This window comes from Geodermatophilus sp. DF01-2 (assembly GCF_004571065.1).
GTDB lineage: Bacteria > Actinomycetota > Actinomycetes > Mycobacteriales > Geodermatophilaceae > Geodermatophilus.
In genome coordinates this window covers 1-13,132 of the sequence record NZ_SPQN01000044.1, presented here as the reverse complement: position 1 = coordinate 13,132, position 13,132 = coordinate 1, and the positions used below count along the sequence as shown (strand labels likewise).

12 protein-coding genes and 1 pseudogene are annotated in these 13,132 nt (G+C 75.7%); 8 read left to right on the top strand and 5 right to left on the bottom strand.

Features of this window, described 5'->3' with window-relative positions:
- Positions 1-36 precede the first annotated feature (36 nt).
- Together E4P41_RS12740 and E4P41_RS12735 are read right to left on the bottom strand one after the other, a co-directional pair.
- Complete coding sequence (locus E4P41_RS12740) at positions 37-1,575, bottom strand: acyl-CoA synthetase (protein WP_135141622.1); 1,539 nt, start codon at positions 1,573-1,575, stop codon at positions 37-39.
- A gap of 8 nt (positions 1,576-1,583) precedes the next feature.
- A complete protein-coding gene (locus E4P41_RS12735) occupies positions 1,584-2,036 on the bottom strand; it encodes a MaoC family dehydratase (RefSeq protein WP_135141621.1) in 453 nt (150 codons plus the stop codon).
- Between the two features lie 61 nt (positions 2,037-2,097).
- Here E4P41_RS12735 and E4P41_RS12730 point away from each other — a divergent pair, with 61 nt between their 5' ends.
- The 3 genes from E4P41_RS12730 to E4P41_RS12720 are packed head-to-tail and all read left to right on the top strand — an operon-like array spanning position 2,098 to position 5,233.
- Positions 2,098-3,273 carry a CaiB/BaiF CoA-transferase family protein gene (locus tag E4P41_RS12730; RefSeq protein ID WP_135141620.1) on the top strand — a complete coding sequence of 392 codons (1,176 nt, stop codon included), beginning with the start codon at positions 2,098-2,100 and terminating at the stop codon, positions 3,271-3,273.
- Positions 3,270-4,034, top strand: a complete 765-nt coding sequence (locus tag E4P41_RS12725; protein WP_135141619.1) for a crotonase/enoyl-CoA hydratase family protein — start codon at positions 3,270-3,272, stop codon at positions 4,032-4,034. The genes E4P41_RS12730 and E4P41_RS12725 overlap by 4 nt, the downstream gene beginning before the upstream one ends.
- The gene (locus E4P41_RS12720; protein WP_167761065.1) at positions 4,031-5,233 is read left to right on the top strand and encodes a CoA transferase; all 1,203 of its coding nucleotides are present in this window, start codon (positions 4,031-4,033) and stop codon (positions 5,231-5,233) included. Before E4P41_RS12725 ends, E4P41_RS12720 begins: the two co-directional genes overlap by 4 nt.
- Before the next feature lie 136 nt (positions 5,234-5,369).
- Here the strand turns inward: E4P41_RS12720 and E4P41_RS12715 are convergent, their stop codons facing one another.
- Positions 5,370-6,698, bottom strand: a complete 1,329-nt coding sequence (locus tag E4P41_RS12715; RefSeq protein WP_167761064.1) for an ANTAR domain-containing protein — start codon at positions 6,696-6,698, stop codon at positions 5,370-5,372.
- Positions 6,695-6,952: a hypothetical protein gene (locus E4P41_RS22150; RefSeq protein WP_167761063.1), complete on the bottom strand. Its 258-nt coding sequence runs from the start codon at positions 6,950-6,952 to the stop codon at positions 6,695-6,697. The genes E4P41_RS12715 and E4P41_RS22150 overlap by 4 nt, the downstream gene beginning before the upstream one ends.
- A 151-nt stretch (positions 6,953-7,103) precedes the next feature.
- Here E4P41_RS22150 and E4P41_RS12710 point away from each other — a divergent pair, with 151 nt between their 5' ends.
- The 5 genes and pseudogenes from E4P41_RS12710 (at position 7,104) to E4P41_RS12690 (ending at position 12,608) form a co-directional block, all read left to right on the top strand.
- Positions 7,104-7,703, top strand: a complete 600-nt coding sequence (locus tag E4P41_RS12710; protein ID WP_209307692.1) for a YceI family protein — start codon at positions 7,104-7,106, stop codon at positions 7,701-7,703.
- Positions 7,704-7,889: 186 nt separating this feature from the next.
- Positions 7,890-8,014: pseudogene (locus E4P41_RS23795) on the top strand (chromate transporter); the annotation flags it as partial.
- Between the two features lie 387 nt (positions 8,015-8,401).
- Complete coding sequence (locus tag E4P41_RS12700; RefSeq protein ID WP_245177310.1) at positions 8,402-10,117, top strand: GAF domain-containing SpoIIE family protein phosphatase; 1,716 nt, start codon at positions 8,402-8,404, stop codon at positions 10,115-10,117.
- 59 nt (positions 10,118-10,176) lie between these two features.
- The gene (locus E4P41_RS12695; protein WP_135141616.1) at positions 10,177-10,953 is read left to right on the top strand and encodes a cyclase family protein; all 777 of its coding nucleotides are present in this window, start codon (positions 10,177-10,179) and stop codon (positions 10,951-10,953) included.
- A complete protein-coding gene (locus tag E4P41_RS12690) occupies positions 10,950-12,608 on the top strand; it encodes a thiamine pyrophosphate-binding protein (protein WP_135141615.1) in 1,659 nt (552 codons plus the stop codon). The genes E4P41_RS12695 and E4P41_RS12690 overlap by 4 nt, the downstream gene beginning before the upstream one ends.
- Before the next feature lie 124 nt (positions 12,609-12,732).
- Here the strand turns inward: E4P41_RS12690 and E4P41_RS12685 are convergent.
- The coding region (locus tag E4P41_RS12685) for a C40 family peptidase (RefSeq protein ID WP_135141614.1) at positions 12,733-13,132 on the bottom strand (400 nt) is incomplete at its 5' end.

Sequence of the window (13,132 nt, the reverse complement as noted above, 5' to 3'; positions counted from 1 at the left end):
GCGGACCGGCCGGGCCCCGCCTGTGCGGCCGCCCCCTCAGGACGGCGCGTAGCGGCGGCGGAGCAGGTGCTTCTGCAGCTTCCCGGTGGGCGTGCGCGGCAGCTCGTCGACCAGCTCCACCCGGGCGGGGCACTTGTAGTGGCTGAGCCGCTCGCGGGTGTAGGCCACCAGCTCGGCCGGCAGGCCCGCGGTCGCCGCGCCCGGTGCGGGCTGGACGAGCGCGAGCACCGACTCGCCCATCTCCTCGTCGGGGACGCCGATCACCGCGACGTCGTGCACCGCCGGGTGCAGGGCCAGGACGTCCTCGGCCTCGCGCGGGTAGATGTTGACCCCACCGGAGATGATCGTGTTGGACTGCCGGTCGGTGAGGTACAGGTAGCGGTCCTCGTCGAGGTAGCCCATGTCGCCGACGGTCGACCAGGTCGGGTGGTCGGGGTGCTGGGCCTCCGCCGTCCGCGCCGGGTCGTTGAGGTAGGCGAAGGGCATGGTCTCGCGCTCGAAGTAGACGACACCCACCTCGCCCGGCGGGAGGTCGCGCCCGTCGTCGCCCACGACGTGGACGGTGCCGAGGAAGCCGTCGCGGCCGACCGTGCCCGGGCGGGCGAGCCACTCCTCGCTGCCGACCATCGTGATGCCGGCGCTCTCGGTCGAGGCGTAGTACTCCTCGAGCACCGGGCCCCACCAGTCGATCATGGCCCGCTTGACCTCCGGCGGGCACGGCGCCGCGGCGTGGACGGCGACGCGCAGGCTGGACACGTCGTAGCGGGCCCGCACCTCCGGCGGCAGCTTGAGCATCCGCACGAACATCGTCGGCACCCATTGGCTGTGCGTGACCCGGTACCGCTCGATGGCCGCCAGCGCCGCCTCGGCGTCGAAGGACTCCATCATCACGACCGTGCCACCGGTGGCCTGCACGACGCCGACGAACCGCAGCGGCGCCGCGTGGTAGGCCGGCGCGGGAGAGAGGTAGACGGTGTCCGCGCCGAACCCGTAGCGGGTGCCGAACACCGCGACCAGGCTGTCGCCGGGCTCGGTCACCTGCCGGTCGGGCAGCGGCGGGCGGATGCCCTTGGGCCGGCCGGTCGTGCCCGAGCTGTAGAGCAGGTCCGCGCCGCGGGGCTGGTCGGCCGAGGGCACCGGGTCGCCGGCGGCCAGCGCGGCGGAGTACTTCCCGAAGCCCTCGATCGACCCGCCCACGGCCAGGGCGGACCCGATCGCCGGGACGGCGGCCCGCACCTCCTCCGCCAGCGGGGCCAGCGTCGCCGCGGCCACGAGGACCCGGGCGCCGCTGTCCGCGGCCACGTAGGCCGCCTCGGTAGGGGCGAGGTGCCGGTTGACCGCGGTGACGTACAGCCCCGCCCGCTGGCAGGCCCAGTAGACCTCCGAGACCTCGAGCCGGTTGTCGGTCAGGAGCGCCACGACGTCCCCCCGCCGCAGCCCCTGCGCCCGCAGCCACGAGGCCAGCCGGGTGGAGCGTTCCTCGAGGTCGGCGTAGGTGAGCGTCGCGCCGGAGCCGGCCATGATCAGTGCCGGCTCGTCGGGGTCGGTGCGCGCGGTCGCGCCGGGCCAGGGCATCGCTCCTCCTACGCGGTCGGGTGGGTGCGGACCAGGTTCATCGCGGTCATGGTGAGGACGACGGCGCCGTCCTGCCGCAGCAGCTCGACGCGCGTGCGGACCAGCCCGCGGTCGGGCTTGGACCGCGACGGCCGCGCCTCGGCGACCGTCGTCCGCAGGGTGAGCTCGTCGCCCGGCCGCACCGGCGCGACCCAGCGCAGCTCGTCGACGCCGGGGGAGCCGAGGCTGGAGACCGGCGAGAGGTACTCGTCGGCCAGCAGCCGCATCATCAGGGCGCAGGTGTGCCAGCCGCTGGCGACGAGCCCGCCGAACGGGCCGGCGGCCGCCGCCTCGGCGTCGACGTGGAAGGGCTGCGGGTCGAACCGGCGGCCGAAGTCGACGACGTCGGCCTCCTCCACCCGCAGGGGGCCGTACTCGGCGGTCGTGCCCGGGACGTAGTCGTCGAACCAGCGTTCGCTCACCACGCCGACCGTAGGGCAGCCGTGTTGCCGACGCCCGGACACGCGGCGTTACGGTGCCAGGGTGCTGCCGCCCTCCGGCCCCCTCGCGGGGATCCGCGTCGTCGAACTGGCCGGGCTGGGCCCCGCCCCCTACGCCTGCCTGCTGCTGGCCGAGCTGGGTGCCGACGTGGTCCGGGTGGACCGCCCCGGCGGCGGCACCGCGCTGGTCGCGCCCGAGGACGACGCGCTGGGCCGCAGCCGTCCGTCGGTCGCCGTCGACCTCAAGAGCCCCGCCGGCCGCGACGTCGTCCTCCGGCTGGCGGAGTCCGCGGACGTGCTGGTCGAGGGGCTGCGCCCCGGCGTCACCGAGCGGCTCGGCGTCGGGCCCGACGACTGCCTGGCCCGCAACCCGCGGCTGGTCTACGCGCGGATGACCGGCTGGGGCCAGGACGGCCCGCTGGCCGACCGGGCCGGCCACGACATCAACTACCTCGGGCTCACCGGCGCCCTGCACGCCATCGGGACGGCGGAGGCGCCGATCCCGCCGCTGAACATCGGCGCCGACTTCGGCGGCGGCTCGCTGTTCCTCGTCGTCGGCGTCCTCGCCGCGCTGCTGGAGCGGGGCACCAGCGGGCGCGGCCAGGTCGTCGACGCCGCGATGGTCGACGGCGCCAGTTCCCTGGTCACGATGGTCTACGGGATGCTCGGCGCGGGGCTGTGGCAGGACCGGCGGGCGGCCAACCTGCTCGACGGCGCCGCCCCCTTCTACGGCACCTACGCCTGCGCCGACGGCCGGCACGTCGCCGTCGGCGCGATCGAGCCGCAGTTCCACGCCCAGCTGCTCGCGGGCCTGGACATCGACGCCGACGAGCACGGCCCGCAGCTGGACGTCGCCCGGTGGCCGCAGCAGCGGGCGCGGATCGCCGCCGCGTTCGCCACCCGCACCCGCGACGAGTGGGCCCGCTCCTTCGCCGGCACCGACGCGTGCGTGACGCCGGTGCTCGGGCTGACCGAGGCGCCGGAGCATCCGCACCTGGCCGCCCGCGGCACCTTCACCGACCGCGGGGGGCACCCGGAGCCGGCCCCGGCGCCGCGGTTCTCCCGCACCCCGGGAGCGGTCCGCGGAGCGCCGCGCGCGGCCGGTCAGGACACCCGCGCGGCGCTGGCGGCGTGGGGCTTCGACGACGACGAGCTGGCCGCGCTGCTGGAGTCCGGCGCCGTCGTCCAGACCGACCGAACACGAGAGGGGACCCGGTGAGCGACGAGGTACTGGTCGAGCGGCGCGAGAGCGTCCTCGTGGTGACGATCAACCGGCCGGCGGCGAAGAACGCCCTGAACCGGACGGTCGCGGAGGCAGTGGCCGCGGCGGTCGACGAGCTCGACGCCGACGACGAGTTGCGGGTCGGCGTCCTCACCGGCGCCGGTGGCACCTTCTCCGCCGGCATGGACCTCAAGGCCTTCCTGCGCGGGGAGTCCCCGTCGATCGAGGGCCGCGGGCTGTGCGGCATCACCCAGGCCCCGCCGCGCAAGCCGCTCGTCGCCGCCGTCGAGGGGTGGGCGCTGGCCGGCGGCTTCGAGCTGGTGCTCGCCTGCGACCTGGTGGTGGCCGCCGGGACGGCGCGCTTCGGGGTGCCCGAGGTGAAGCGGTCCCTGGTCGCCGCCGGCGGGGGCGCGCTGCTGCTGCCGCGGCGGGTGCCGGCCAACGTGGCGATGGAGATGCTGCTCACCGGCGACCCGCTCGACGCGCGGCGGGCCGCGGACGTCGGGCTGGTCAACCGGCTCACCCCGGAGGGTGGAGCGCTGGACGGCGCGCTCTCGCTGGCCGCGACCGTGGCCGCCAACGGCCCGCTCGCGCTGGCCGCGACCAAGGCGGTGGTCCGCGGCAGCGCCGACTGGACGACCACGGAGGGCTGGGCCCGGCAGGCCGAGCTGGTCGGGCCGGTCTTCGCCAGCGAGGACGCCCGTGAGGGCGCGGCGGCCTTCGCGGAGAAGCGCTCCCCGGTCTGGCGCGGCCGGTGACCGACCGGCCGACCGGCGACGAGGCCGGGAGGGCGCCGCAGGGTCCGTTGGCCGGCCTGCTGGTGGCCGATTTCTCCCGGGTCCTCGCCGGCCCCTACGCGACGATGCTGCTGGCCGACCTCGGCGCCGAGGTGGTCAAGGTCGAGGCGCCCCGGGGCGACGACACCCGCACCTGGCAGCCGCCGGTGCGCGACGGGGTCTCGACCTACTACCTGGCGATCAACCGCAACAAGCGGTCGGTCGCGCTGGACCTGGCCGACCCGGCCGACGTCGCGGCCGCCCGGGAGCTGGCCCGCCGCGCCGACGTGCTCGTCGAGAACTTCAAGCCCGGCGGCCTGGACCGCTTCGGCCTGGACTTCGACACCGTGGCGGCCACCAACCCGGGGGTCGTCTACGCCTCGATCAGCGGGTTCGGCAGCGGGCCGAAGGGTGCGGCGCTGCCCGGCTACGACCTCATCGTCCAGGCGATCTCCGGGATGATGAGCCTCACCGGCGACCCGGGCGGCGAGCCCTACCGCGCCGGCGTGGCCGTGTTCGACGTCATCGCCGGGCTGCACGCCGCCATCGGCGTCCTGTCCGCGCTGCACGTGCGGCGGGAGACCGGGCGCGGCCAGCACGTCGAGGTCGACCTGCTCTCCTCGGCCCTCTCCGGGCTGGTCAACCAGACCAGCGCGTACGTCGCCGGCGGCGTCGTCCCGTTCCGGATGGGCAACGGCCACCCCAGCCTCTACCCGTACGAGCCCTTCCCCTGCGCCGACGGGGACCTCATCGTCGCGGCCGGCAACGACGCCCAGTTCCGCCGGCTGTGCGAGGTGCTCGGCGCACCGGAGCTCGCCGACGACCCGCGCTTCGCCCGCAACGTCGACCGCACGGTGCACCGCGAGGAGCTGCGGCCGTTGCTGGCCGCCCGGCTGCGCACCCGCGGCAAGCTCGAGTGGTTCCGCGACATCGTAGGCGCCGGCGTGCCCTGCGGCCCGATCAACACCGTCGACCAGGGCGTCGCCTTCGCCGAGGAGGTGGGTCTGGACCCGGTGGTCGCCGCGGGAGAGGGGACGGCGGCCGTCCCGACGGTCCGCAACCCGATCCGGTTCTCGGAGAGCCGGCCCAGCTACCGGCTGCCGCCTCCGGACGTCGACGAGCACGGCGCGGAGATCCGCCGGTGGCTCGCCGGTCTGGACGCGGGGAACGCGGCCACTTGAGCCCGGGCGGCGGGTCGCTCCCCGGGTGCGGTCGGCGAACGACGGTTCGGTGCAGCGCCGCCGATGGGACCGCCGCCCGCGTCCGCGGGAAGGGACGGGTGGGGGAACGTCACCGGGCCGGGACGGGGCGCCGCCGTCACTCCGCGGCGGCGATCACCTCGTCGGCGTGTCCCTGGACGACGAGCTGGGCCAGGTCGCGCAGCTTGACGTTGAGCCGGTTGCTCAGCGCGACCAGCCGGGTGAAGGCGTCGTCCGCGTCGATCCCGAGCCGGGCCATGAGCACGCCCTTGGCCTGGTCGATGGTCGCCCGCGAGGTCAGCGCCTTCTCCAGGTTGGCCGCGAGGTTCCGCAGCGACTCCCGATCGGCCACGCTCTGCAGTACGCCACCGACCGCGGCGGCCACCAGCTCGGCGATCCGCCTGCCGTCCCCGCGGAAGGCGTCCACCCGCGCCGAGTAGGCGTTGAGCACACCGACCGGCTGTTCCCCCTCGCACAGCGGGACGGCGAGCACACCGTGCACCGGGCTCTCGCCGAGGAGGGGGCGCAGCTGCGGCCAGCGGTCGTCGGCCGGGAGGTCGGGGGAGACGACCACCGAGCCGGTGCGGTGGGCGTCCCAGCAGGGGCCCTCCCCGGCCTGCAGCTGCCGGCCGTCCAGCTCCTGGGCCACGGCGGAGTCGCTGCCGAGCTGCTGGGGGGCCGCGGGAGAGCCGAGGGTGATGCTCACCGCGGTGGCCGCCGGGACGGCGCTCTGCACGAGGACCGCCATGCGGGTGAGCAGCCGCTGCCGGTCGGCGTCGCCGATGGGTAGCGTGGAGAGCTCGGCGAGGGCGGCGGCCAGCCCGAGCTGGTCGGCCGAGGTGGGCACGGCGGCGGGCTCCCCGTCCGCCCGCGTGGGGGGCTCCGCAGCGTGCCGGACGGGGACCTCCGCAGCGTGCCCGGCGGGGATGAGCACCCACTGCAGCCGGGTGTCGGCGGTCTGCCCGGCCGTGGTGTCGGGGAAGCCGAACAGATCGGCCGTGGCCCGGCCGTGGCGGTGGCCGTGCAGCGTCACCCGCAGCCGCTGCTGGTCGGCCGCTCCGGTGGACAGCGCCCGGACCGCGGACCGGAAGGTCGGCTCGTCGTCGGTCTCCAGGTAGACGCCCAGCGGCTTCCCGGCCAGGCGGTGCAGCGGCACCTGGAGGTACGTGGCCAGCGCCGCGTTGGCGTCGACCAGCTTGCCGGCGCCGTCGGTCTGGGCCAGGGCGACCGGCACCAGACCGGAGAGCCGGCTGCGCCACCGTCGCTCGGACTCGTACCGGGACAGCAGCAGCTCGATCTGCTCCTGCTGGACCCGCACCTCCTCCTCGGCGACCCGCAGCTCCTCGTGGGCCACCTCGAGGTCGGCCAGCGAGTGCAGTGCCTCGGCGGGCAGGGGCCGGACGGCCGGGGTGTCGGGGTGTGGCGTCGATGTCGGGATGCTGCTCACGGGGACCCTCCTCGAGCTCGGGGGGTGGACGCGCCGTCCGCGGAGGCAGCACCGTGCCGGGGGTCCGCGGCCGCCGCAGCCCGGTCGGCGATCGCCTCGCGGTGGTGCTCGGCGGCCCGCCGGCGTGCTCCCTCGGAGTCGCCGGCACCGCTGTCGGCGGCCATGGAGCGCCGGCGTCCGGCCGGCTCGCGGACGCGCACTGCGGCCTCCTCGGCGCGTGCCGCCGCTCGTCGCCAGCCGCTGTCGCTGTCCACCTCCCGATCCTCCTCCGCAGGGGACGGCGCTGCACAGCCGTTCCGCTCGCGCCCCGTCCGGATCGACCCCGACCGCCCGCTGCGGGACCCTGGCGTGTCCCTCCTGGATGCGTCCGTCAGGATGGTGCGGATACCGGGAAGGAGGGCGACCGTGGGCAAGCACCGGGCACCTGACGCGGACCCCACCGACTTCGACGCGGCGACCAGCGCGCTCGTCGACGTCAGCGGGGACTACGAGGTCGACGCCGCGCACACGCGCATCGGGATCCGTGCCCGGCACGCCATGGTCACCACGGTGCGCGGGTCGTTCACCGACTTCTCCGGGACGGCGCACCTCGACGTCGCCGACCCGGCGGCCAGCTCGGTGACGCTGCACATCCGGACGGCGAGCATCGACACCGGCCAGGCCGACCGCGACGTCCACCTGCGCTCCGCGGACTTCCTCGACGTCGAGACGTACCCGGAGATCGTCTTCGTCTCCACCGGCGTCGAGCAGGTCGACGCGGAGACCTACACCGTCACCGGCGACCTCACCATCCGCGACACCACCCGGCCGGTGTCGGTGGACTTCACGCTGACCGGCTCGGCCAAGGACCCGTTCGGCAACACGCGGGTGGGCTTCGAGGGTGCGCTGGCGATCAAGCGGAGCGACTGGGGTTTGACCTGGAACACCCCGCTGGACACCGGCGGTGTGCTGGTGAGCGACCGCATCCAGATCGAGTTCGACGTCTCCACCGTCCGCGCCTCCTGAACGGGGACCCCACAGCCCCCCGCCGCTCGCAAGCTCGTGGCGGGACCCTGCAGGAGGGCCGACGTCGTCCCTTTCGGCACCGCGGTACGGGCCTGGTTCCTGATCTCGCTGCAGACCTTCGGCGGCCCGGCCGGACAGATCGCGGTCATGCAGCGCACGCTCGTCGACGAGCAGCGGTGGACCGCCCAGCAGGCGGTGGAGGTGTACGGCTGGCTCGGACCGCGGGAGATGTCCGCGGGCTGGCGCTGGCCGAGACCACCCCCGGACCGCTGATCATGGTGGTGCAGTTCGTCGCCTTCGTCGGCGCCTACCGCGACCCGGGCGCTGGCCCCGTGGGGAGCCGCCGTCCTGGCCTCGCTGCTGGTCGTCTGGGTCGGCTCCCTGCAGGGACCCGCCGGGAGCGTGCGATACGCGGAGTCGCTCGGTGACGGTTTCCGTCACCGAGCGACTCCGCTACAGCGGCGGGGGGCAGGGGGGTCCTTCGTCAGACGCCGGGCTCCGCGGAGTTCTTCGGCACCCGCGGCCTGGTCGAGGTGCGCGGCACCATCGACCGGGCCATCGGGAAGGAGGCCGGCGAGGCGGTCACCGTCCACCTCGAGGAGCGGCTCGGCCGGGTTCCAGCGCGTTCCCGGGGTTGTCGGTGCTCTGGCGTACCCTCCCTCCGACAACGGCGGTTGCGAGCGGGGGTGCGGGGCGACGTGAGCGATGCGGTGGTGCCCGCGGCGCTCGTCCCCGGCCCGCAGGCGGCCCGGGGGCAGCGGGCCGCCGCCGTCTTCGACGGGGACTGGACCCTGGTCGCGGTCGACCAGGCGAGCGCCGACCTGCTGGGCCGCCGGCGGGAGGAGCTGGCCGGCCGCAACATCTGGATCGCGCTGCCCGAGCTGGCCGGGACGATCTTCCACAGCTTCCTGCTGCACGCCCGGAGCGTCGGGGAGCGGGTGACCTGGCGGGGCTTCTACCCGCCCGCCGGCTGCTGGCTCGACGCGACCGCGGAGCGGGTGGACGACCGGCTGCACGTCTCGCTGCGGCGGAGCGTCGGCCCGGTTCCCGACGGACCCGCCGACCCCGCCGCCGAGGCGGCCGAGTACGACCGGCTCCGCTTCCTCGCCGAGGTGAGCGAGGCCATGACCAGCACCCTGGACCCCGGGGAGTCGGTGGCCACGCTGGCCGACCTCGTCGTCCCCCGATTGTGCGACTGGGCCGTGGTGACCGTGCTCGGCGACGACGGTGGCCCGGCCGACGAGGGGCGGGCGCACCGCGACCCGGCCCGGCTGGCCGACCTCGACCTCTACCTGGGCGGGAGGGTCCGTTCCTCCAACGACGACAACCCCATGGTGACGGCGCTGCTCACCGGCGAGCCCATCCACCTGCCCACGATCGACCCGGCGCTGGCGGAGCCGGCGTTCGGCGGCAGCGAGGAGGTGCGCGCGGCGTGGGAGCGGCTGGACCCCGCCTCGATCACCGTCGTCCCGCTGCGGGCGCGGGCGGAGACCTTCGGTGTGCTCGGCCTGGTCAACACCTCGACCCGTCCGCCGCACGGCGAGATGGAGATCGCCACCGCGGTGGAGGTCGCCCGACGGGCCTCGCTGGCGATCGACAACGCCCGCCTCTACGGCCGGCAGCTCGCCGTCGCCGAGACCTTGCAGCGCAGCCTGCTGACCCCGCCGCCGCAGCCGGAGGGACTGGAGATCGCCGCCCGGTACCTGCCGGCGTCGAGCACGCTGCACGTCGGCGGCGACTGGTACGACGCCTTCCAGCAGCCCGACGGCGCCACGCTGCTGGTCATCGGGGACGTCGTCGGGCACAACGTCGACGCGGCGGCGGCGATGGGCCAGATCCGCAGCATCCTGCGCGGCATCGCCTACGACCGCCACGAGGAGCCGGCGCGGGTGCTCACCCGGGTCGACGCGGCCCTGACCGGCCTGCGGATCGGCACGCTGGCGACCGCCCTCATCGCCCGGATCGAGCAGGCTCCCGAGCTCGCGGCCACCGGGCGGCGCATCCTCCGCTGGGCCTCGGCCGGGCATCTGCCGCCGTTGCTGGTGCGTGCCGACGGCCGGGTGGAGCTGCTCGACGGCGACCCGCAGACCCTCCTGGGCGCGGAGTCGACCCGGTCCCGCTCGGACTCCGTGGCCGACGTCGGCACGGGCGACACGCTGCTCTTCTACACCGACGGGTTGGTGGAGCAGGGGCGTACCGGCATCGACGAGGGCACCGCCCGGCTGGTCGACGCGGTGCGCGAGCTCGGTCCGGTCCCGCCGGACCGGCTGTGCGACGCCCTGACCGAGCGGATCGTCGGGCGCCGGCCCGACGACGACGTCGCGATCGTCGCCGTCCGCTGCCATCCCCGGGACGGCGCACCTTCCCGGGACGGCGCCCCTCGTCAGGAGGGTGCACCCGCCGCGGGCCGCTGACCTGGGCGTGCGGCATGCTCTCCGGACCGCACCCCCCGAGCTCCGTGGAGGACCCGCCGATGTCGCCCCTGTCCGCGTTCGCCGCCGCGCTGACCGGCGGCGGCATCGAGGTCGTCGACCTCACGGCCCCGCTGTCGGCGCAGACCCCGGTCATCGCGCTCCCGCCGCAGTTCGCCCAGACCGCCCCCTTCGAGCTGGAGGAGCTCAGCCGGTACGACGACCGCGGCCCGGCCTGGTACTGGAACAACTTCCGCACCGGGGAGCACACCGGCACGCACTTCGACGCGCCCAACCACTGGGTGACCGGCGCCGACGGCGACGACGTCGCCTCCGTCCCGGCCGCCCGGCTCGTCGCCCCGGCCGCCGTCCTGGACCTCTCCGCCGAGGCCGCGGCCGACCCCGACTTCCTGCTCGAGGTCCACCACGTGCGGGCGTGGGAGGCCGAGCACGGCCCGCTGCCCGACGGCGGTTGGCTGCTCTACCGCACCGGCTGGGACGCCCGCACCGACTCCCAGGAGCAGTTCCTCAACGCCGACGAGGCCGGACCGCACACGCCGGGCATCTCCCCCGAGTGCGCCCGCTGGCTGGCCGAGGAGGCGCCGGTGATCGGCCTCGGCGTGGAGACCGTCGGCACCGACGCCGGCGCCGCGCACTCCTTCGACCCGCCGTTCCCGTGCCACGCGGCGCTCATGGGCAGCGGCAAGTACGGGCTCACCCAGCTGCAGAACCTGGCGCTGCTGCCGCCCACCGGCGCGGTGTTGCTCGCCGCGCCGCTGCCGATCGTCGCAGGCTCCGGCTCGCCGGCCCGGGTGCTCGCCCTGGTGGAACGGGGATGAGGCGCACCGGCGTCGCCGAGGCGGTCGGCACGGCGCTGGTCGGCTGCGGCGTCGACACCGCGTTCGGTGTCGTCGGCTCGGGCAACTTCGCCGTCACCAACGCCATGGTCGCCGCCGGGGCTCGGTTCGTCGCCGCCCGCCACGAGGGTGGTGCGGCGACGATGGCCGACGCGTACGCCCGGACGAGCGGGCGGCCGACCGCGCTCTCCGTGCACCAGGGCTGTGGGCTGACCAACGCGCTGACCGGGATCGCCGAGGCGGCCAAGAGCCGGACGCCGCTGGTCGTGCTGGCCGCCGAGGCGAGCTCGCGGCTGTCCAACTTCGCCGTCGACCAGGCGGCACTGGCCGCCGCGGTGGGCGCGGTGCCGATGCGGGTCACCTCCGCCGGCGACGCGCTCGACCAGGTGGCCGCCGCCGTCGGCACCGCCGTCCACGGGCGGCGCACCGTGCTGCTCAACCTGCCGCTGGACGTGCAGGTCGACGAGCTGCCGGTGCCGCCGGGCCCGCCGGCGGTGCCGGTGCCGCCGCAGCCGGCGCTCGCGGTCGAGGGAGTGCAGCGGCTGGCGGCCGCGCTGCGGCACGCACGGCGTCCGGTCTTCGTCGCCGGCCGGGGCGCCCGCGGGCCCGGGGCGCGCGCCGCGCTGGAAGTGCTCGCCGAGCGGTGTGGCGCGCTGCTGTCCACCTCCGCCGTGGCCAAGGGACTCTTCGCGGGCAACCCCTGGTCGCTGGACGTCTCCGGCGGCTTCGCCTCCCCGCTGGCCGCCGAGCTGATCGGCGGCGCCGACCTGGTGGTGGGCTGGGGCTGCGCGCTGAACATGTGGACGATGCGGCACGGCCGGCTGCTCGCCGCCGACGCCGTCGTCGTCCAGGTCGACGACGACCCGTCGGCCATCGGGGTCCACCGTGACGTCGCCATCGGGGTGGTGGGCGACGTCCGGCGGACGGCGGAGGCCGTGGCGGCCACGCTCGGCGAGGGCGCCGTCCCGGGCTACCGGTCGGCGGAGGTGCGTTCGGCGATCGCGGCGCGGGTGCGCTGGCGCGACGTGCCGTTCAGCCCCACCGGGGGGCCGGACCGGATCGACCCGCGCACCCTCACCATCGCGCTGGACGACCTGCTGCCGGCCGAGCGGGTGGTCGCCGTCGACTCGGGCAACTTCATGGGCTACCCGAGCATGTTCCTCGACGTCCCCGACGAGCACGGGTTCTGCTTCACCCAGGCGTTCCAGTCGGTCGGGCTCGGACTGGCCACGGCGATCGGTGCGGCGCTGGCCCGGCCGGACCGGCTCCCGGTGGCCGCGCTCGGCGACGGCGGCGCGCTCATGGGCGCGGCGGAGCTGGAGACCGTCGTCCGGCTGGGTCTGCCCATGGTGGTCGTCGTCTACGACGACGCGGCGTACGGCGCCGAGATGCACCACTTCGGCCCCGACGGGCATCCGCTGGACACCGTCCGCTTCCCGGAGACCGACTTCGCGGCGATCGCCCGCGGCCACGGCTTCGCGGCGGTGACCGTGCGCGCGCCCGGGGACCTCGCCGCGGTGGCCGAATGGGTCGCCGGATGGGCGGGAGGCACTCGGGACGCACCGCTGCTCGTCGACGCGAAGGTGGCCGCCGACGAGCCGTCGTGGTGGCTCGCGGAGGCGTTCCGGGGCCACTGACGGCCCCTCGGAGGACCCCGTCCTCCTACCCCTCGGAGAAGGACCCCCGCCCCCCACCGCTGGCAGGCTCGCGGCGGGGGGCAGGGGTTTGAGCCTCGGGACGGGGTCGGGACGGGGTCCTTCTTCAGGCGATCCGGCGGGCGCTGTTGTAGCCGCCCATCGAGTCGATCGAGGCGACCTTCACCGGCTGGCCGTAGGTCGAGGCGTGCACCATCTTCCCGTCGCCGACGTAGATGCCGACGTGGCTGACCGGGCTGTAGAAGAACACCAGGTCGCCCGGCTGCAGCGCCGAGCGCGACACCGGCGTGCCCATCTGCGACTGCATCCGGCTCGAGTGCGGCAGGTCCACGCCGGCGGCGGCGTACGCGTACTGCACCAGGCCGGAGCAGTCGAAGGCGTCCGGCCCGGCCGCGGCCCACACGTACGGGTCGCCGAGCTGGGCCAGCGCCGTGTCCACCGCCGTCTGCGCCGCGCCGCTGGGCGCGGTCGCGCGCGGCGCGGGAGCCGGTGCCGGGGCCGGCGCG